Consider the following 19,035-nt stretch of genomic DNA (forward strand, 5'->3'; position numbering starts at 1 on the left):
CACCACATCGACTACCTCATCGACCAGATCAAGGCCCGCAACGCCGCAATCCTCGCCGCGAAGGCCAGCAACGACCCCGACATCCGCGCCACCGTGCGCGGGCTCAAACCCACCGGCCCGGCCACCACATCCCGCATCCGGGGAACCCTGCGTAAGGCGTTCAACGACGCCCTCGCCAAAGAGATCGTCAGCGGTGTACCCAACCCCGCCGCGCTGGTGAAGACCCCGAACCCGCGGGTCAAGCCGATGGTCTGGGAACCCGAACGGGTGCAGCGGTGGAACGCCACCGGCGAGGTGCCTGGGCCGGTCATGGTGTGGACCGACGAACTGCTCGGCGAGTTCCTCGACTACGCCGCCCTCCACGCCCCGGACCTGCACCCCATGTGGCAGCTCATGGCCTACCGCGGACCCCGCCGCGGCGAGGCCTGTGGCCTGCTCGACGCCGAGGTCCGCCTCGGCAAAGCCGAGGTCGGCATCATCAACCAGGACACCGGCCGCCCAGGCGGACGCCGCAAACCACCCAAGAGCCAGGCCGGGAACCGCGACGTCATCCTCGACCCCGACACCGTCACCGTCCTCACCACCTACAAGGCCCGCCGCAACACGTGGCGCCTCGCCGCCGGCAGCGACTGGCCCGACACCGGCATGTTCTTCGTCCGCCCCGACGGCCGAGCGTGGAACCCTACCTCGGTCAGCCAACGCTTCCGCCGCCTCATCATCCGGGCCGGGCTGCCACCCGTACGGCTCCACGACCTGCGTCACGGCGCCGCCACCATCGCCCTGGAGGAAGGGGTCGACATCAAGGTGGTCTCCGAGCAACTCGGGCACACCACCACGACCCTGACCCGCGACACCTACCAAAGCGTCGCCAAACACCTGCACCACGACGCCGCCGGCGCTGTCGCGGAAAGGATCAAGAACAAGCGACGCCGGGGAGAGCGGAACGTCGTCCACCTCCAGCACGACACGGATGTGGCCTAACCCCTCACAGTGATTGGTGACGCTCCGTAGAGCACCAAACGGGCGAAGCCGACCAACTCGACCCCTGAAATGTGCCCCCAGTAGGATTTGAACCTACGACACCAGGTTTAGGAAACCTGTGCTCTATCCCCTGAGCTATGAGGGCTGGAACCCCCACAATACCGTGCGCCGGCATCAGCGGGCGCCTGGGAGCGCGCGGCGGGGGCGGCGGGACACCGGTCGGCGGTCACGTTGGCCGGCGTCGTCGTTCGGTGCCCTCAACAATGCCGGCAGACCAGGCCTCGGTCGGGATCCGCACAGCCCGCCACCACCGGTAGGGCCTGCACCGCAGGGCGGCCCAGGCCGTCTCGCATTTTGCTCCTGGGCGCGGCCGTCCCCGGGCTGTTTTTGGTGGCGGTGCGTGGCGGGCACACCGCCTGGCGGCGGCATCGTCCTCCTGCCGAGGGCAGCGTTGATTCCGGGCGGACCACCGTGCGGCCGACGTCAACGTGAGGGTGCCCGCATCGGCGTCGAGCGTGGCCATCGTGCCGACCGGTACGGCTATCGGCGGCTGCCGTGCCCGAGTGGCAGACCGCCGAGGATCGGCACACCGAGCTGGTCCAAGCCGTCGTGGAGCACGTCGACCACGGTCCAGCCATCTTGGTCGCCTGGGCTGGCGCCGCATTCGGTGTACTGCCCGACGGCGACCGCCCGGATGCCGTCCAGTCGGCCGGACTTGTGCGGCGTGGTGAGCTGGCGGTCGATGTGGCCCGGTCGCAGGTTGTGCGCCTCCAGCAGCAGGGGCCGCCCCGTCCAGGTTCGGTAGCGCCCAGCCCGCGGCGGTCGCGACCATGTCCTCGTTGCCGCCGAGCAGCACGCCGCAGGCCCGGCCGGTCGTGGTCAGCGCGTCGGTCGGTTCGCCCGTGCGCGGCCCGCACTGTTACGTCACTGGTGGTGAATACGGCGTCGAGGAACGATCTCGCCGACTCGGCGCCGGCTCGGGACTGCTCGAACGGGCCCCGTGGACGCCGGGCAACCGGCAGTGTTTCCACAGCGCCAGATTTAGGACGGAGACCTCGCTGAACCCGATCAGCAGCTTCGGATACCTCGCGGCGGCGGCGAAGGCGAGCTGTTCGGCGATGCGGTAGGCGCCTTTGCCGCCTCGCGTCGCGATGATCGCCGTGATGACGGGATCGCGGAGTGCGTCGTTGACGTCCGCCAGTCTGTCTGCACCGATGCCGGCGAGGTATCCGAGTGTGTCCAACGCGTGTTGCCCGACCGTCACGCGTAGACCGAGACCCTCGAGGAATCGGACGGTGCCGTCGACGGCTTCGCGTATCGGGTGCTCGCGGCCGACACCAGCCCTACGTGATCGCCTGGCTTCAGTTTCGGCGGTGCAGCACATCCGAGTCGTCGTGTGAAACGCACGCCCGCCAGACCTGGAGGCGGACGATGCGCGACGCCAGCGGCGGTGTCCAGCCTGCGACCGTGCTCGCGCCATGCGAGTGCAGCCGGTTGATTGATTGGGCAGTGACTTGCCTGATCGGAGCGAGTGGTCGCTTCATTCGTCGTGACCGATGCGACCGGCGTTGGGCCGCGAACGAAAGGACCCGCGATGAACGCTGCCCGGACCGGTGTGGACGACGAATCCACCGCCGACGAACCCTTCACCTCGCTGATCAGGAAGCTGACCGAACTCGGCTACACCGCTGCCGATGCCGTTGACGGCATCACCGGCTACGCCCATCCCGACGGCGACGGGCTTCTGGTCACCATCGACACGGCCCGCCAGGACGAGGCACGGATCAGCCGGCGCAACGACGACGGCGATCCCACCTGGATGATCCGCTTCACCGGCGACGCACCTGAACAGGTGCAGCGGGCCATCGTGATGCTCGCCCTCCGCTTCGGCACCGGCGATCAGCCAGCAGTCCCGGTCGCGGACCCCGACACGGTCGCTGCCGCACCCGACAACCCGACCGAACCGAGGTAATCAATCAACACCCGATCGCAGACGCCCGACATCCGCGTCGGACGCCCGCGTCATCGCGGATGTCCGGCGCCATCAGACCCGGCCGACGTCGGCCATCACCATGACCGTCAGCGTCGCAGCGGCCCGCTCAAGAAGCGCCGGACAGCGTCGAGGCATGGGCAGGGCATCAGGTGCACCGCGCCGTCGGCAGGTGCGGACGGTCTCCGCCGGTGCCGCCACGATCGTCGCGGAAGCCGCAAGTCACAGCCCGTTGTACCGGCTGGCGTACCACACGGTCGGTGCCGGCGAGATACGGCCTCGGGCGCGACGACCCGCCGCCGGTCAGGTGATGGTCCACCCGACTGCGACGAGCCGGCAGCTGCTGAGCCTGACCCACGATGTGTTCGCCGCACTCGGCGTCCCGGCCGCCACGATCGGTGTCGAGCGGGTTGGGATGGCCGACAACGCCTGGGCTGCGGTCCGCACCCGGCTGCTTGGCCGGGCGGGTCCGGCACCTGGTGGTACTGCGCGCACACCGGTTGGACCCGCGCGGGCCTGGGCCGGGTTGGCGTACCTGGCCCGCACCACGCTGGTCCAGCTGCTGCTGGTGTGCCACACCCGGACCATCCCACCCCGACTGATCACCGATATCGATTCGATCTTCATCTGGACGTTTCACAGTCTTGGCCGAGGTCGTCGCCGAGTATCGATGGGACAGCGACCCCACGCCGGTGCGGCGGCCACCGGCGACGACGGCGTGGCCGAAGTTGCCGCGGCTGCCCACCGCGCAGGCCATGCACTACCGCGCCGATGTGTACCGGCAGACCGGTCCCGATGTCTTCGCCCGCGTCGATGGGCTGTACGGCCGCAGCCTGGACGCCGCCTTGCGCCTGGCTGCACGACCGGCAGCCCACCCACCGCCGACAACGGCGACGGCGCCGACGCCCGGATCCAGGACTTCGTCACCGAGCTGGTGCACGCCAGCCCACCGCGCAGCACACCCTCGCGCTGCTGCGCTGCGCCCAAGCCGGGTTCATGCTGCACGGCTTCTGGCTGACCATCCCCACCCTGAGCAGACTCGGCGGCCCCGGGTTGACCAGCCGCCGGTCAGCGACGCAGCCGCCGAAGAGATCCGGGCCGCCGCAGCGAACCCGGTGCTGGCCGCCGGGATCGCGTTGGCCCTGTTCACCGAAGTCGACCCAGTGGCGCTGCGGTCGTTGCGGGTGGCGGCGCTGCGTCCGCCGTGGCACCAGCTGACCATCCCGTACGACCTGCAAGCGGCCCGGGCCGTGGTGACCCAGAAGTACCACGGAAACCAGCCCCTGCAACGTAACGCCGTGTTCTACGTGCCACGCCCGGCCCGGCCGCTGCTGCGAAGCGCAGCCGGGTCCTGCACAGCATTGGACAAGAACCGCCACACCGGGTCTTCCGCGGCTTCACCCCGGTCCACGTTGGCCGTCGAGGACGCCGCCGCCCGCTACGGCATCACCCTGCCCCACCGCCCCGTCGAGCTATTGGGCCTGTGGCAACTGCGGGTCCGCTGGAGCTGGTTGGGCGAGAGATTCCATCCCGATCCGCCTGGCCGGCACCGCCCGGCCGGGCTGGCCTGCCACACCGCCATCACGCCAGCCGAGCCCCGGGCGCCGCCGTAGATGGGCGCTCACCGGCTCGGCTCGGCGCGCGATGGTCTCCGCTCGGACGGGCCCCGTTCGCCGTGTCCCGGCTTCTGCGGGGCCTATCTGGACAACGCGCACCCGCGGCTACCACCGGGTCTGGTCGGCGAGGACGGCCTACCGGACCGGTACGCCCGTTACTACAGGGATCTGGTCCACCGTCATCTCGCGATACAGGAGCCCGCTGAGCCCGGCGGCGACGGCGGCCGGCTCACCATCCATCCCGACATCGTCATCGCGCTGCGCCTGACCGATCGGCCCGCCCCGGTCGATCACGCCCAATCTGCGATCACCGGCCGGCAGCATCGGAAGGACGGTGTCAACGGGACTGCCGCAAGTGCGCGATGACGCCGACGGCTACCGCCGCGCTGCGCCTCTCCGACGCTCCCGCCGCACCGATCTGACGATCGGCCACGGGGCCAGATGCTCGCCGCTGGCTGGCTCACCACCGCCTTGCGGCCCTGGGTGCCGGTGCCAGCCAGCGACGGCAGGCGGCTCACTGGCAGCTTCGTTGACCTCGTCAGCTCACGTCGCGCGGTCGCCGAAGACCTAATCCTTCGACAGCGCGCCACACCGGCGTGCAGCGTTTGAAGGAGGGTTTCGTGAACGATCCCGTCCCCAGTGGATCACCGAATTCCAGGCGGCGTCGCGCTCGAGGCCTGACGGTCCAGCAGCTCATCGCCGTGTTTGAGGCGACACTGGCCGGCGTCGGCGGGGTGTACCTGGCCTCGGAATCCATGGCGGCCACCGCCGTGGCCTCCGCCGCAGCGGTCCTCGTGCTGGCGCTGGTCCTGGCAATGAGGCACCCCGATCACCGGCGATGCCCACGATCGGATGAATCGTGACTCGGACACCTCACGCTCCGCGAGCGACCCGGACCTACCACACATGGGATTCGTATGGTTACCGCTTCTTCGCCCGCGGAGGGAGGGCAGGCCTCGTGGTCGACATCGATAAGGGCCGGGCCCCAGCCAGCCAACCACAGACGCAGAAACATGATCGACCGAGAGCCGACGAGCCGATTGCCCCGCGCATCTCGTTCGACGACTTCTTCCAAGCCACTTACCGCCAGTTGCTCCGGACCTGGATGTATGCGGGCGCCACCGAGCAGGAGGCCGAGGACGCCATCCTCGCCGCGATGGAAGACCTCTACCGTCACTGGGACCGCGCCAAGGATCCGATCGAGAACCCAATGGCCTACGTCCAGCAGGCGGTGCGAAGCCACTTCATTAAGGCACGGGAACGAGATCGCGAGCGGGAACGCCGGCAGATCAAGGGCCACGGTGGTGCCGCGGCGGGCTGCCAGGACGCCGGCCTGAACATCTGGGAGCAGCGCGAGTGGGTCAAGCAGATCCTCCAGTCGCTGCCCCCCAAACAGGGCGAAGTGCTGGCCTTCGTGGTCGACGGCTACGCACCCACCGAGATCGCCAAACTGCTCGGACGCGACAAAGCTGCAGTCCGCCAGTCCCTGCGCGCGGCCCGGAAGCGGCTGAAGAAGGCGCTGCGCAACAATCCGGCGGCCCCGACCAGCCCGGCTCGGAAGGAGGACAGGTGAACACCTACAAGCACACGCCGGATCGGCAGAACGCGACCGAAGAGATTCACCAGCTGTTCTGTGAGGTCTTCGACCTGGTCGACGTAACAGTCGACGGTGTTACCGACGCCGAGATCAACGCCAAGCTCCAGCATCTTCTGGCCCGCTCCCACCCGGTTGCCACCGATATCGAGATCAACGCCAACCGTCAAGATCTTCTTGCTGGCGGCCGCCCCGTTGGCATTGCTACGATGGTCAACCGGCTGTTGGGCAAGGTCGCTGCTGCCTGGTCTTGGATGACCGCCTGGGGCTCGAAGGCCGGCGGCTCGCTCGGGGGAGTCATCGCCGCCGTCATTGCCTCCGCGATGGTCGCCGGCGGGGCCGTCGCGGTCATCCAGACGAGCAACCAGACCGACCAGGGTCACGCTTCACCACCGGCGCTGACCCCGACGAGCCCACCCACCGCCGTGGAGCCGCCGACTCCCTCTTCGACACGCCCGAACACGAATTCGGTCGCACCGGGGCAGCCGCCGGCGAACCCGCCCGGCAGCAGCAGCAGGCCAGTGGGGGAACCACCGTTTCCAGCATCATCGACCTGCCCAGACCCTCGAATCCCCGGTATCGGCGGGCCACAACTGGTCCGGATCACATACCCACGCGACCGGGCCACCGTGCCGGCCGCCGGGTTCCTGGTCGATGGCGTCCGACCACCCGGCGCACCGGCCGGTGATCTATGGATCTTGGCCTACTACGAGCCACTGGGCAGGTACTGGATTCAAAGCCCGAACGCCAACCCGGTGCAAAGCAACCCGGACGGTGCGTTCTCGACGCCCGTCGGCTTCGGCTCGACAACCGGCGACTGGCAACTCGTCGCTGTCCTCGCCGGCCCCAGCGCATCCAACTGGTTGTCCGCGACCAAACAGCGATGGGACACCGACAAGAAGTGGCCGGGCCTGAGACCGACAGACCTACCCGATCTGACTGAAGCAGCCTGCATCACGATCACCGCGGCGTAACCAGATGGGTACGGTCGCACGGGGTTCCACCGCTGAACACCTGTGTCCTGCCGAGAGTGAGCTGCGCGCGTGTACGCCGAGAATTCAGGGGGCCGGTGAACGCCCACAAAGACTCGCGCGCCAGGGTGGGGTTGTCGCAGGAAATGACCCATTCCCCGCGACAACCCACCGCATCAAGGTCACGACACGTCGGCGTCGAGCAGCGCGAGGGTCGAAAATGTCGCACCCGTCTGGCAGCCTCGACCTGTACGCATTTCCTGCGACGACCGGCAAGGGGTGCCCGTGGGTGAGGTCCGGCAGCTACGCCCCGCGCACAGGGGGCCGACGTTCGCCCACGCGGTAGAGACGTTCCTTGTGGCGCACACCGCCGGTGGTGCCTGGTCGACCGGCACCGCCACCAAGTACCGGCAGACCCTGACCGCGCTCGCTACCCGGCTGGCCGGCAGCCCGGTCGGGCACGACCTGGCCGCGCTGGACACCCCGGCCGGGGTCGCCCGGCTCGCCGAGGTGTTCACCGCGGCGTTCGGCACCACCGCGGCGGCCACGAGGGTCCGGCACCTGTCCACCCTGCGCTCGGCGATCGCGTGGTGGCGCGAGCCGGCCGGCTGGATCCGCACCAACCCGACCGCCGGCTGGGTGCGGCCGAAGGTCACCGTCGACACCACCCGGGCGCTGACCCGCGACCAGGTCGCCGCGCTGTGGCGACTGAACGTCGGACTGCGGGACAGGGCGCTGTGGCGGCTGCTGTACGAGAGCGCCGCCCGGGCCGAGGAGATCCTCACCCTCGACATTCCCGATCTGGACCTGGGCAGCAAACGCGCCCGTGTCACCAGCAAGGGCGGCGCCACCGAGTGGGTTTTCTGGCAGACCGGCGCCGCCATGCTCCTGCCCCGGCTACTCGCCGGACGCACCCGCGGGCCGGTGTTCCTCGCCGACCGCAAACCCACCCGGGCGGTGGCCAGCGTCGACCTGTGCCCGGTCACCGGCCGGGCGCGGCTGTCGTACCGCCGCGCCGCCGAGATCTTCGAGGAAATAACCCGCTCGTTGGCTGATCCGATCGAGCAGACACATGGCTGGACGCTGCACCAGCTCCGCCACGCGCAACTCACCCATGAGGCCGAGAACGGCACCAACACGGCAACCCTGCTGGCCCGGTCGCGGCACGCGTCGGTCCGGTCACTCGAGCGCTACGCCCGCCCCGGCCCCGAAGCCGTTGCCGCGCATGTCGCAGCGAGCGACCCGGCCGCCCGCCGGCGTGCCCGATGAACCCGGCCGACGCCAGCGAGCAGTCGAACTGGTCGTGGCGAGAGACATGAAGGGGAAACGTGATCGACGATGGGGGGACCAGGAGCGGGAGCAGCGATGCGGCGTGCCGGTGGTACGACTGCCGGTCGAGGATCTCCAGGATGACGCCGCCCTCGATGCCCGGCTGCGAGAAGAGCTGCAGCGGCAACCTCGTACGTGCGCAGCCATGATGTCAACGGACCCGTCGACGGTGTCGGCTGGGCGAGTGCGGTGCAGACAGGGTGCGCCGCTGCAAGCCAGACCCCAGATGGCGGTAATGATCTTGTCGTCACGTCCGACACAAAACTTGTCGCCGCACAAGTGGGTCGCCCCGCCCCGCCGCCCCGCATGATTGATTAACAGTGGTCGAATAGTGACATGGCGTCATCGTCGGATTGGACCGCCTGGCTACGGCGGCGGGCCAGCCGCCCACCCGGCCGCGGCAGGCCGCCGCCCACCCGGGCGCTGCGGTCGCGGTCGACCAGCGACCCGGCGCCAGACCCTCCGGTGAAGGGCTGGGTCGACATCGCCACCGGGTTCGGCCAGCTCGCCACCGCAGCGGCCGCGATCGCCGCGCTAATCTTCACCGCGTCGTCGCTGAACGCCACCCGCGACGACCTACGGATCACCGAGCAAGGACAGATCACCGACCGATTCGCCCGCGCGGTGGAACAACTCGGCGAGCCCGGCCCGGATCGCATCGACGTACGGCTGGGCGGCATCTACGCCCTTGAGCGGATCATGCGCGACTCCCCCGACGACCAGCCGACCGTGATGGAGGTGCTGGCCGCATTCGTTCGGGTTCACGCCCCCCGCTCATCTACCGCCACGTCACCGCCACAACCGACACCATCCGCCTCGGCCCCAGTGTCCACCGACACCTCGAGTTCAGTACCGGTCGACATCCAGGCCGCGGTCACCGTACTCGGACGCCGCGACCCCACCCATGATCGGGCCGACAGCGGTATCGACCTACGAAGGACCCAACTGGCGTACGGGAACTTGGTAGAGGCGCGACTGCGCCGTGCACTGTTGTCCACCGCGGACCTGGCCTACGCGGACCTGGGCTACGCGGACCTGACCGACGCGAACCTGAGCGGCGCGAACCTGAGCGGCGCGAACCTGAGCGGCGCGAACCTGAGCGGCGCGAAGCTGAGCGGCGCGAACCTGAGGGGCGCGAAGCTGAGCGGCGCGAACCTGTTCATCGCATACCTGATCGACGCGAACCTGACCTACGCGTACCTGATCGACGCGAACCTGACCAACGCGGACCTGGGCTACGCGGACCTGACCAACGCGAAGCTGAACGGCGCGAACCTGCTCAACGCGAACCTGCTCAACGCGAACCTGACCAACGCGGACCTGGGCTACGCGGACCTGACCAACGCGAACCTGATCCGCGCGGACCTGACCGGCGCGGACTTGACGGACGCCGCGGTGGCCACAGAGACACTCCGCTGCGGCCGGGTTACCGACACTACGAAGCTGCCGACCAACGTGAACCGCCCGCGCCCCGACGCACCGGACACCGACCCAGCCTGCAAACCTCGGTAAGCCGGTCCCTCAGTGCAAGGGCTTGAGGATCAACGTTCGGCAGCGACGTTAGCGGTGATCTCGGCTTGGTCACTACGGGAAGCGCACTCACGCGCCCCATCCGTCTATCGGAAGGCCGGCCTCCAACCGCCGCGTTGGCCCCGCTGACTGACAGGCAGAATCGTCACATGAGCACCGCACACCACGACATTGAGCACCTAATCGTGGCTCAGCACGTCTTCGCCGGCAACCGATTCTGGGCGGCGCTCGATCCCGAGGCGGGACTGACCGGCCGCTACTGACCTTCGCTGTCGCTACGCACTGACATTCGGCTGTCGCTCAACATCGCTGAGAGCGGCCGCTTCGATGTCAGCAGACGGCCATGGCGGTGTCAGCAGGAAACGGCCACGGATCTGTCAGCGAGATTGGGGAGTCCCGTAGCGACTACGGCGAGCCCCTTACCGCGACCGTCGGGTGACTCTGACCGGCACCCGCGCCAGTTCCTGGACGGCGACGTCCTCGCCCTCCTTGGTCAGCATGCGCAGGCCGCGCTGATAGAGCGCGGCATGAACCTGCTCTGCGGCTTGTAGGGCGCGTTGTCGCGCCGCCGCGTTGTACGCCTGGACTTCTTTCTCGGAAGCGTCGTAGTGGGGACCGTCCGCGGTGTCGACGATGCTTAGGTCCACCTGGCCGATGGAGGACAGTTCCAACATCACCGGCCCGCACCAGAAGGGCCCGAGCCGCTCCTCCCATGGCTCCCCGTTGTAGCCACCGTGCTCGTGACCGTCGTAGCGCACCCAATCGGGCGGCAGAGCCATGCGGATGTCCCTGATGATGTCGTACCCGCTGAGGTACTGCAGGATAAGCCGGCGCGACCAGGTCCGCTCGATCGCCTTGGCGATCTGATTGCGCCCCAGGTGGTCGGTCGTCGCGGCTTCCAGGACACCCGCCCGGAGGCGCTCTCGGGCCTTGCGGAGTTGGTCGACCGCCGCGGCGACGCCACTGGCCACAATGACCAGCCGACCGGTCGCCAACTGGTCATGGCTGGCCCGGATCACCACGTCCGGCTCGCCCTCGGCCGATGGCGCCTCCCACAGCACGATTCGCAGACCAGCCGGCGAAGGCATCCGCGCGTTCTCTCGGGCTGCGGCGAAGGACACCACCGCCTCGTCCAGTTCCCGACGGGCGAATTCGAGGCCGTCGTGGTAGACGCCGATCAACTCATGGTCGTTGACCAGGCTCCAGTCGAGGGTCTCCGCGTCTTCCTTGTCGACGCCCAGGGTTTCAGCGGTGCATCGCTGCCACCTGTCGCCTACCAGCACCTCAAAACGGAATGTCACGTCGTCAGCCATCTACCCCTCCACATGTGGTCCACCAGTGAACCAGTCCACCGGTGGACCGGACGGACGACGCGCCGACTGAGCCGGAGCAGAGGAGTCCCGTAGGTTGATGGCGCTCAATCGCGTCGACGGAGGCGGGGCGGGTGACGGACGGCGGGAGGCGCGCGCTGCGTGATGTGGTGCTGCGCCGGCTGGCGGAACTCGGCGCCGCAGGGCCGCTGTCGCGGGAGCAGGTGGCCCTGGTCGCCGAGGGCGCTGGGGTGTCGGAGCGGACGGTGTGGCGCTGGGCCGCGCTGGCTGCGGGCCGGGCCGAGCCGGCCGTGCGGCCACGGTTGACGCTCGACGCCGCGCTGCGGGAGCGGCTGGCGTTCTGGCGGGGCAACGTCACCGCGGTGCATCGCGAGTTGGTCGATGCCGCAGCGGCGGGCGGCCCACCCGCGCCGGGCGTGACGTCGCTGCGGCGGGCGGTGCGCTGACGCCGGGCGAGCGGGCCGGTCTGCGCAAGGGCGAGCGGGCGGCGCGAGAGCACGACGTGTTCCTGCAGCGCCCGGCGACGCATCGCAACGCGGCGTGGGAGGCCGACCATGTGGAGGCGTCGGTAGAGGTCGACGTCGAAGGCCAACTGATCAAGCCGTGGGTGACCTGGTTTGTCGACTGCGCGACGAACGTGGTGCTCGGGCTGGCGGTGACGCCGTGCGCGCCGAGCCGGGAGAGTGTCCTGGCGGCGCTGCGCGCCGCGATCGCCGTCGACGAGCCGTACGGCGCGGCCGGTGGCCTGCCGGTGCTGGTGCGGGTTGACCGGGGCAAGGACTTCCTGTCCACCACGGTCGCGGCGGCGTGCGCGGTGTTCGCGGTGCGGGTGGTCGACCTGCCCGGGTACACACCGCACCTGAAGGGCACGGTCGAGACGCTCAACGCCGCGGTAAGGGCATGTTCTTCGCCGGGCTGCCTCGGTACACGGCAGCGCCGCGGCTGGCCAACGGCCGTACCGCGGACCCGGATGCGCCCGGGCTGCGGTTCGAGGTGTTCGTTGACGAGCTGCTTGCCTGGGTGCGCTGGTGGAACGGCCGGCACGAGATGGACGTGCTCGACGGGCGCACGCCGCTGCAAGCGTGGCGGGACGACCCGACCCCGATCACCACCGTGCCGGCCGAGGATCTGCGGCTGTTCACCCTGGAAGACGACGGACGGGTCCGCACGATCACCGGCAAGGGCGTGCAGTGGCGCACCCGGTTCTACGTCGGGGCGTGGATGAACGGCTCCGCCAACGCCGGCCGGCAGGTCCGAGTGCGGTGGATGCCGCACCACGACCACGAGATCGAGGTATTCGACGCGCGCACCGGCGTTCACCCGGGCCTGGCCGTCCTCGCCGACCTGGCCGACCCGGACCAGATCCGGGCGGTGCGGCGGGCCCGGACCAGCCGCCGGGACCGGCTGGCCCGCGAGCTCAAGGCGGTGGAGCAGACCCGCCGCCGGCGTTACGCCGCGGCGACCACGCCGGAGCCAGCCCGGCCGCTGGGCTCGATGACCACGGCCGAGGCCTCCGCCGAACTCGTCGACACCGACGACGGCGCGCTACGACGCCAGGCCAAACCGTGGGTGGTCCCGCTCGGGCCGCCGGCGCCGGGCTGGGTCCTGCCCCGCTCGGCCCGCACCGCCGACGCCCGAGCCGCCGATGCGCGGACCGAGCCCGATGCCGGCGGCATCAACCCGGCCGGCCAGTCGGGCGTCGAGGAAGCGGGAGCCGGGGAAGCGGGAGCGACGTGACGTCCTGGCTGGATCTCGACGAGCGCGACGATCACTACCTCGGACTGGCCGGAGCGCACGTGGTGGCCACCGAGGCACTGCTGACGCTGCGGGACAACCTCGCCGACGTCCTCGACGCGCGGGCGATGATGTGCGTGCACGGCGACGCCGGCCTCGGTAAGACGTTGTCGGTGAACGCGGCGCTGCGCGCCTTGGCGCCGGCGGACGTGTGCCGGGTGCAGTTCCGGGCCCGGCCGACCCCGCGCGATATCCGCCACGTGCTGTTCGACGCGCTCGGCTGTTCGGGGGCGCCGCCGATGCGGCCGATCGAGTTCGACGCGCTCCTCAACGCGTCCTGGCCGAGCGGCCGCGGGTGCTGGTGTGCGATGAGGCGCAGTGGCTGTCGCGACGTCCAACGCCGCGACGATCGTCGCCGCCGTCTGGATCCCCCGGCACAGCTGGCAGCCTCCACAGGCGCCGTGTGCGCTGGCCATTTCCAGCAGGCACACGTGGAGTGCCTCCACCGTGGCGCCCGCTGCAAGCCCATCGGCGTACGGCCCGAGCCCGGCCTCAACGAGCACCCCACGCACGGCGGCGACCCGATCGTCATCCAGGTCCACCCTCGGCTGCCGGTGTGTCACCGCGCTTGCCGGCCTGTCCGCGAACACGACGTTCGCCGCGCCGCACTCACCCTCCTACCCGTCGGCGGCTGACGGACGGCGCCCCGGGGTCACGTTGCCCCCGAGGCGCCGTGGCCACCACGGACTAGGCGACCCGTCCGTACCCCACCGGAGTTCCGGGGTAGTTGATGGAGTCGTAACGGACGACGGTGCCCGTCCTGAGGGCCTCGATGATCTGCCCGTTGCCGACGTACATCGCCACATGGGTGATGCCGCCGTAGTAGAAGACCAGGTCACCCGGCTGCAGGGCGTCCCGGTTGATCCGGGCGGAACCTCTGTACTGCTCCTGGGAGGTGCGTGGGATTCCAACGCCGACACTTGAGTAGGCAGCCCGGGTCAGTCCGGAGCAGTCGTAGCTACCCGGGCCGGTCGCGCCGGAAACGTACGGCTTACCCAACTGCCGCTTCACGAACGCGACGGCGCCGGAGGCCGCCAGCTTCGACACACCACCGCTGGTGTAGGTGCTCCACGTTGGACCTCCCCGGCCGTAGAGCACGACGTTGCCGTCGTCTTGTACCACCAGGGTTCCGCCGCCGCCCCCGGTGCCGCTGGCCCACGCGACACCGCCGGCATCTGGGTACACCACCAGGTTTCCATCACCCTGGTTCACCAGCCGGGAGCTGCCCGGATTCGTGTAGGTCGCCCACAGCGGACCACGCGGGCCGTACTCGACGAGATTTCCGTCCCCCTGCATGACGAGTCGGTAGGCGCCGTTGCGGGAAATGATCGACTGGTCACGGCCGAGTGACTCGCCGGCCGCGAGCCGATCGGTACCCGGCCCGGCCGACGCCGGCGCGACACCGGCGATAGTCGACAGCGCCGCCCCGATCATCGCCACGGTGAGTACGGTGTTCAGACGGCGAAACATACTGATTCGCACGGATTTACCCTTCGGTTGAGACGCCGCGAAACCACGCTCAGTATTCGCGTGCCCGCTCATTGCATCGGCATCCGACCTGGTGCGCTATCCAGACATTGCCCGGTTTCGACGGACTAGCGTGCGGCTTCAGAGCGCTACATAGAGAGCCCGCCCCACCGGTCCGACCTCCGTCCGCCACAAGCGGCGTACCCCGACCCGGTGACCTCGGGCTCTGGCACCACGGAGCCCCTCCAACGCAAGCTGGCGCGCCGCGATCGCCATCGACGAGCCGCCGAATTCATCCGCAAACTCACCGTCGCCGGCACCCCGAAGGCATCGCCGCCGCCCGCGGTCGCGGCGGACGCCCGTCGTCGCCACCGCCGACATCATCCGCTCCGCCCGCGACCTGCTGCCCAACCCCGGACTCCCGGCCCGGCCCGCACTTCAGCGCGCTCGTCGACGACACCGCTGCGAAACCGGCCTTGCGACGTACCCAAACCGACGTCCAGGCCGAAACCCGAGCGCCGTGGCAGCGTTCGCTGGCTCGACGCGGCGTTGCAGGAGCGGCTGGCGTTCTGGCCAGGGGCAACGTCACCGCCGTAGGTCCTAGGCGTAGGGCCTGACTCGACGCTTTTGAGGGCCGGCACGATGTAGTGGCATGAGTAGCCGATGGCCCCCCTGCCGATGTGGGACTGGGTGGTTAACGAGGTCGGGCAGCGGCCCGCGATCGGCGGTGCGGCGCTTGTCGTGCTGCTAGCCACGCTCGGGTTCGGGTACCGACTGCTCGCCGAGGCGCAGCGGCGCGCGACGCTCGATCGGGTACTCACCCGATCGCCGGGTGGCAGCGTGATCATGCAGCAGAAGGGTCTGGGCGGCCCGGCGATATGGATCTGGGTCGGGTCAGCACCGCCCGCCGTCACGGATCGCGGCGAGTACACCATCGTGGTGCTGTCACCGCCCGGGCCTGCTCAGCCTGAGGCTCTCGGAGGGTGGTCCTCCCGTGAAATGTGATCCTGAGCCGGATTGCTCCGAGGTGCTCGAGCGGGTTGCTGAGCTGTTCCGGACCTCTGCGGAACAGCTGTTCCGCAGAGCTCTTGTAGCCGTCGGCGGCGACCACGCCGCCGCGAATGACCTGGTCCAGGAGGTCTTCCAGGCGCTTCTGGTCCTCGACGACCCGCTGCAGGTGCTGGCCAGCAGAAGAGCCGCCGAACAGATCCGCCCTCAGACGAGCAAGGTGGTGAGCTGGATCAACCGGCTGGAGCAGGTCTTCGCCGCGGACGGCACACTGCTCACCATCTCCGATGGGACTGACCTCAGTTCCCAACTCGAGAGGTTGAGAAATGGGGCACGGCCGGGAGACGTTCTCCTGGTGTGCGTCGCTCACACGCGTTCGGCCGAGGCCGTCGAGACCCTGAAGACCGCCCAGCGCATCGGGTTGACCACCTGGGCGGTCGTGCCACGCCCGGCCCGAGCAATCGCCCGGGAAGCCGATGATCTCATCGAGGTCGACTGCTCGCCGGACTTGATCGAGAGCGCCTACGAGGCGATCCTGCGCATCGTCGACACGTTGGTCGACGGCGACATCCGTAGGTTCGATCAGAGACCCGAACGCAAGCCACTGGCCTTCTCCCCGCCACAGGTCGCCCGGCCCGCTGAAGGCGGCGCACGCACCGCATTACTCAACGCCCGCAGCATCGCCGCTACCACGCTGCGCGACGTGCTGCGTGAGTTGTATCCGGCAGCGCTGCGCGCGTACCCCGATCCGACCGAGCCGATACCGCTTGCAATCCTGGAGGCCCTTCCGGAGCCCGGGACGGTGGACCTTACCGCCGCCCATAGATGGAAAGAAGCCGCGGCCGCATTGGCCGATGCCGGGGTCGCGGACATCGAGACACTGACCGACCAGATCACCTCGTTGCTCGTCGCCATTGCGGAGACGCCGCGTCGGGTCGGTGACACGGCGCTGTCCGCGGCAACGGCGCACACCGTCCGTCAGTCCATCGCAGCCGTCCGCGCCTGCGACAAGGCGATCGCCGCGCTAGCCTTACTGCCGGCTGGGATGACCTCATCGCCGAATCGCGTGGCTGCGGCTCCGGTTGGCCGGACGCGGGAGGGGCGCGTCCGCCCGCCATGGCAGGCGGACGACCTTCCCGACGAGTCGCCGACGCTGCGCCTGGTCGAACCGGCTGCAATGGCCGACCCCTTCGACCCCCCCGGAGCTCCGACTGTTGCCAGGTCCGCTCGGGGTTGAAAGTCAGTCGGGCGAGCCGTCGGTCGAGCCCAGCGCTGACTCCGACCTGCTGATCTTCGCGGCGTGCCGGTCCGCCTGGTTCACCGACACCACCGGCGAGTCGGAAGAGCAACTGGAGTGGGCCAGCGCGGCCGACATGGGCTGGGACGCAGCGTTGCAGGCGGCCAGTCCGGCCACGGGCTCCGAGACCGCCGCCGGACTACCGCGCAGAATCCCCCAGCGCAATCTCGTGCCGGGCTCCGCACCGGCCTCTGCCGAGCCCGAGGCCGAGCAGCGGCCCCTGCGCATCGTGCGCGATGCGGCCACGATCGCCGCGCACACCAGTGGCTACTTCTACGGCTACCGACGCGGGCAGGAAATCGGCGGCATCTCCGCAGGCGACCGTCCCGCCCGCGAGTCGTCGGCGGGCTGGGACTTCACCCGCGAGAGCTCTGCCGAGGACGACTACGTACCGAGGGGGTCGCGCAGCGACAGCGCGGTGTAGCCGCACGTGGTTTGGACTCTTCGCAGTTCGGCCTACGCGGTGATAGTGATCAAAGCGTGGAATCCACACCGAACCGGCCTGGCAAGGCCGAGTAGGCCCCCCGTCGTCTGGCGATCTTCGCGCACCACCACGGCCAACGCCGTTTGCGGCTGGTGACACGTTTCTTACCGGTACCGGTTATCCCCGCGGCGTGCCGGAGGGTCACTCCAGGCAGGCCGAGTACGAGCTCGACGTCATCTACAAGATGGGTTTCCCCGGCTACTTCCTGGTCACCGCCGACCTTGTCGACCACGCCAAGAGGGAGGGCATCCGGGTGGGCCCGGGCCCGTGACTCGGCCGCCGGTGCCGATGATGCCCCTGCCCGAATCCCGCGAGCCGCAGCCGCTGCTGAGCCTGCGCACCACGGTGATCCTGATGCTCGCCCTACTGACGGGTGTCGCCGCCTGCGGGACCTCAGACGTCCAGACCGAGCGCCGCCGGGATCACGGTGAGCGCTGGTGCGTCGAGGACCTGCAACTGAATCTGATGCTCGATGAGGTCCCAGTCTCGAGAGCCGTCCTCGTTCAGCCGTGGCCGGTTGGCGGTCCAACCGGGCTGGGAGATGAGGCCGAACCTGGTCAGCGTCCCGATGCTGCGCCAGGTGCTGCGCCTCAGGTGGAATCTGCTCTCTCGGTCCTCTGCCATGACGAAGAACGTGTGACGGCGTTCATTGGTAAACCGCTGATGCTGGGAAAGCAGCATGAGGTAGGTGGCGATCTCGGCGTCGGTCAACGCGAAGACCCACAAATTGCGGAAGAAGCCCGATGGCAAGCGGAGAACCATTTCTCCCTCGGTCGGCTCCGCATAGCGGACCCTGAAGTTGTCGTACTGGCGGCGACCGTTCTTGTTGTTGCGGGGGATGCGGACAAATCCACGCTCGTCCAGTTCACGTAGGGCTTCGGTGATCTGTCTGGTCCGCAAGCTGCGTGTCGTTCGGATGGAGCCCGAGACCCATCCTCTGGTGGGAGTGCTCGCGGACAAGATCAGGTCACACCAGTCGTTGATCGTGCGCTCGTTACGGCCTGCCTTCGCTTCGGCCTGCTGGATAAAGATCAGCAACAGCGCGAGACGCAGTTGGAGGCCCTTGGAGTGGAGCAGGGCCGACGCCAGTGGGACGGACGGCGGTGGGGCCGGGTCGGCCCATGGAACTTGGCTGAACGACTCGCGGATGAGGATGTCTCGCGCTCTGCTGCCGTTGCGCCAGATCCGTTCGAGGTTGGCTTGAACCTGCACCCAGAGAGGGTCGTCGTTGCTGCGGTCCTGGGCCCGGAGCAGATTGAGGACGTACTGTCGGCGCCGGTCCGGCATCATCGTCGACTCCGCAGAATCCGCAGGCTTTCGATCAAACTCGCCAGCACGGCCAGGGCGTGGCGGCGGGCGCCATCGGTCTGTGCGCGGAGGGAGAGAGTGGCGATCAAAGCCACCGCCAGCACGATCATGGGACCGGGCAAGCTCAGGATCAGTGCTGGTACCCAGAGGCCAGCCGGGAGGTCGATCATCGAACTTCCTTCAGCGTCGGCGCAGCCTTTACCGTCCGACGACGGCGCTCGGACGTCGAAAGGAGATCTGCGGGTTGGTGTCGCTGACCGCGACGGATTGAAGGATGGCCGATGAACGACGGCCTGTCACGCCGTACCGACCATGATCACTACAAGTTGGACAAC

General features: G+C 69.1%; 20 protein-coding genes, 1 tRNA gene and 1 pseudogene. 14 read left to right on the plus strand and 8 right to left on the minus strand.

From position 1 onward, the window contains the following. Positions 1 to 981: tyrosine-type recombinase/integrase (locus Vau01_RS61040; protein ID WP_204014053.1), on the plus strand; the 981-nt coding region annotated here is incomplete at its 5' end. A 72-nt stretch (positions 982 to 1,053) separates the two neighbouring features. Here the strand turns inward: Vau01_RS61040 and Vau01_RS61045 are convergent. From Vau01_RS61045 to Vau01_RS65610, 3 genes are all read right to left on the minus strand, one after another. After that, positions 1,054 to 1,126 (minus strand) — tRNA-Arg (locus Vau01_RS61045). A 395-nt stretch (positions 1,127 to 1,521) separates the two neighbouring features. Next, on the minus strand, positions 1,522 to 1,761 hold the full coding sequence (locus Vau01_RS65605) for a hypothetical protein (protein ID WP_204014165.1): 240 nt from the start codon (positions 1,759 to 1,761) through the stop codon (positions 1,522 to 1,524). A gap of 139 nt (positions 1,762 to 1,900) precedes the next feature. Continuing rightward, positions 1,901 to 2,245, minus strand: coding sequence for an LD-carboxypeptidase (locus tag Vau01_RS65610; protein WP_239153083.1), 345 nt, complete (start codon positions 2,243 to 2,245; stop codon positions 1,901 to 1,903). Positions 2,246 to 2,530: 285 nt separating this feature from the next. On the opposite strand from Vau01_RS65610, the gene Vau01_RS61060 reads away from it, so the two are divergent. After that, positions 2,531 to 2,953: a hypothetical protein gene (locus tag Vau01_RS61060; protein WP_204014058.1), complete on the plus strand. Its 423-nt coding sequence runs from the start codon at positions 2,531 to 2,533 to the stop codon at positions 2,951 to 2,953. A 662-nt stretch (positions 2,954 to 3,615) separates the two neighbouring features. Continuing rightward, complete coding sequence (locus Vau01_RS61065; RefSeq protein ID WP_204014061.1) at positions 3,616 to 4,584, plus strand: hypothetical protein; 969 nt, start codon at positions 3,616 to 3,618, stop codon at positions 4,582 to 4,584. 138 nt (positions 4,585 to 4,722) lie between these two features. On the opposite strand, the gene Vau01_RS61070 is transcribed toward Vau01_RS61065, so the two are convergent. Beyond that, complete coding sequence (locus Vau01_RS61070; protein ID WP_204014064.1) at positions 4,723 to 4,911, minus strand: hypothetical protein; 189 nt, start codon at positions 4,909 to 4,911, stop codon at positions 4,723 to 4,725. 296 nt (positions 4,912 to 5,207) lie between these two features. Between Vau01_RS61070 and Vau01_RS61075 the strand changes: the two genes are divergently transcribed. The 5 genes from Vau01_RS61075 (at position 5,208) to Vau01_RS61095 (ending at position 9,993) form a co-directional block, all read left to right on the plus strand. Further along, on the plus strand, positions 5,208 to 5,450 hold the full coding sequence (locus Vau01_RS61075; protein ID WP_204014067.1) for a hypothetical protein: 243 nt from the start codon (positions 5,208 to 5,210) through the stop codon (positions 5,448 to 5,450). A 95-nt stretch (positions 5,451 to 5,545) separates the two neighbouring features. Then, a complete protein-coding gene (locus Vau01_RS61080) occupies positions 5,546 to 6,160 on the plus strand; it encodes an RNA polymerase sigma factor (protein ID WP_204014070.1) in 615 nt (204 codons plus the stop codon). Continuing rightward, positions 6,157 to 7,155, plus strand: coding sequence for a hypothetical protein (locus Vau01_RS61085; protein WP_204014072.1), 999 nt, complete (start codon positions 6,157 to 6,159; stop codon positions 7,153 to 7,155). Before Vau01_RS61080 ends, Vau01_RS61085 begins: the two co-directional genes overlap by 4 nt. Before the next feature lie 282 nt (positions 7,156 to 7,437). Beyond that, positions 7,438 to 8,421 (plus strand): tyrosine-type recombinase/integrase, encoded by a 984-nt coding sequence (locus tag Vau01_RS61090; RefSeq protein ID WP_204014081.1) that lies wholly within the window; start codon positions 7,438 to 7,440, stop codon positions 8,419 to 8,421. Positions 8,422 to 8,817: 396 nt separating this feature from the next. Continuing rightward, entirely contained in the window at positions 8,818 to 9,993 is a 1,176-nt protein-coding gene (locus tag Vau01_RS61095) for a pentapeptide repeat-containing protein (RefSeq protein ID WP_204014084.1), read from the plus strand. 437 nt (positions 9,994 to 10,430) lie between these two features. On the opposite strand, the gene Vau01_RS61100 is transcribed toward Vau01_RS61095, so the two are convergent. Beyond that, complete coding sequence (locus Vau01_RS61100) at positions 10,431 to 11,324, minus strand: hypothetical protein (protein WP_204014086.1); 894 nt, start codon at positions 11,322 to 11,324, stop codon at positions 10,431 to 10,433. Positions 11,325 to 11,494: 170 nt separating this feature from the next. On the opposite strand from Vau01_RS61100, the pseudogene Vau01_RS61105 reads away from it, so the two are divergent. Together Vau01_RS61105 and Vau01_RS61110 are read left to right on the plus strand one after the other, a co-directional pair. Further along, a pseudogene (locus tag Vau01_RS61105) lies at positions 11,495 to 12,980 on the plus strand (TnsB C-terminal domain-containing protein); the annotation flags it as partial. A gap of 95 nt (positions 12,981 to 13,075) precedes the next feature. Next, entirely contained in the window at positions 13,076 to 13,771 is a 696-nt protein-coding gene (locus Vau01_RS61110; protein ID WP_204014089.1) for an AAA family ATPase, read from the plus strand. A gap of 52 nt (positions 13,772 to 13,823) precedes the next feature. On the opposite strand, the gene Vau01_RS61115 is transcribed toward Vau01_RS61110, so the two are convergent. After that, positions 13,824 to 14,570 carry an NlpC/P60 family protein gene (locus Vau01_RS61115; protein ID WP_239153085.1) on the minus strand — a complete coding sequence of 249 codons (747 nt, stop codon included), beginning with the start codon at positions 14,568 to 14,570 and terminating at the stop codon, positions 13,824 to 13,826. 696 nt (positions 14,571 to 15,266) lie between these two features. Here Vau01_RS61115 and Vau01_RS61120 point away from each other — a divergent pair. The 4 genes from Vau01_RS61120 to Vau01_RS61135 all read left to right on the plus strand — a co-directional run bounded on the left by Vau01_RS61120 (position 15,267) and on the right by Vau01_RS61135 (position 17,663). After that, positions 15,267 to 15,608 (plus strand): hypothetical protein, encoded by a 342-nt coding sequence (locus Vau01_RS61120; RefSeq protein ID WP_204014095.1) that lies wholly within the window; start codon positions 15,267 to 15,269, stop codon positions 15,606 to 15,608. After that, the gene (locus tag Vau01_RS61125; RefSeq protein WP_204014098.1) at positions 15,598 to 16,848 is read left to right on the plus strand and encodes a phosphoheptose isomerase family protein; all 1,251 of its coding nucleotides are present in this window, start codon (positions 15,598 to 15,600) and stop codon (positions 16,846 to 16,848) included. Before Vau01_RS61120 ends, Vau01_RS61125 begins: the two co-directional genes overlap by 11 nt. After that, the gene (locus Vau01_RS61130; protein ID WP_204014101.1) at positions 16,826 to 17,332 is read left to right on the plus strand and encodes a hypothetical protein; all 507 of its coding nucleotides are present in this window, start codon (positions 16,826 to 16,828) and stop codon (positions 17,330 to 17,332) included. The genes Vau01_RS61125 and Vau01_RS61130 overlap by 23 nt, the downstream gene beginning before the upstream one ends. A gap of 190 nt (positions 17,333 to 17,522) precedes the next feature. Continuing rightward, a complete protein-coding gene (locus Vau01_RS61135; protein ID WP_204014104.1) occupies positions 17,523 to 17,663 on the plus strand; it encodes a hypothetical protein in 141 nt (46 codons plus the stop codon). Positions 17,664 to 17,785: 122 nt separating this feature from the next. On the opposite strand, the gene Vau01_RS61140 is transcribed toward Vau01_RS61135, so the two are convergent. Beyond that, the gene (locus Vau01_RS61140) at positions 17,786 to 18,682 is read right to left on the minus strand and encodes a hypothetical protein (RefSeq protein ID WP_204014107.1); all 897 of its coding nucleotides are present in this window, start codon (positions 18,680 to 18,682) and stop codon (positions 17,786 to 17,788) included. Further along, positions 18,679 to 18,870 carry a hypothetical protein gene (locus Vau01_RS61145; protein WP_204014110.1) on the minus strand — a complete coding sequence of 64 codons (192 nt, stop codon included), beginning with the start codon at positions 18,868 to 18,870 and terminating at the stop codon, positions 18,679 to 18,681. The genes Vau01_RS61140 and Vau01_RS61145 overlap by 4 nt, the downstream gene beginning before the upstream one ends. Positions 18,871 to 19,035: the final 165 nt, after the last annotated feature.

Origin of the sequence: Virgisporangium aurantiacum, from assembly GCF_016863635.1 — a bacterium.
Classification (GTDB): domain Bacteria; phylum Actinomycetota; class Actinomycetes; order Mycobacteriales; family Micromonosporaceae; genus Virgisporangium; species Virgisporangium aurantiacum.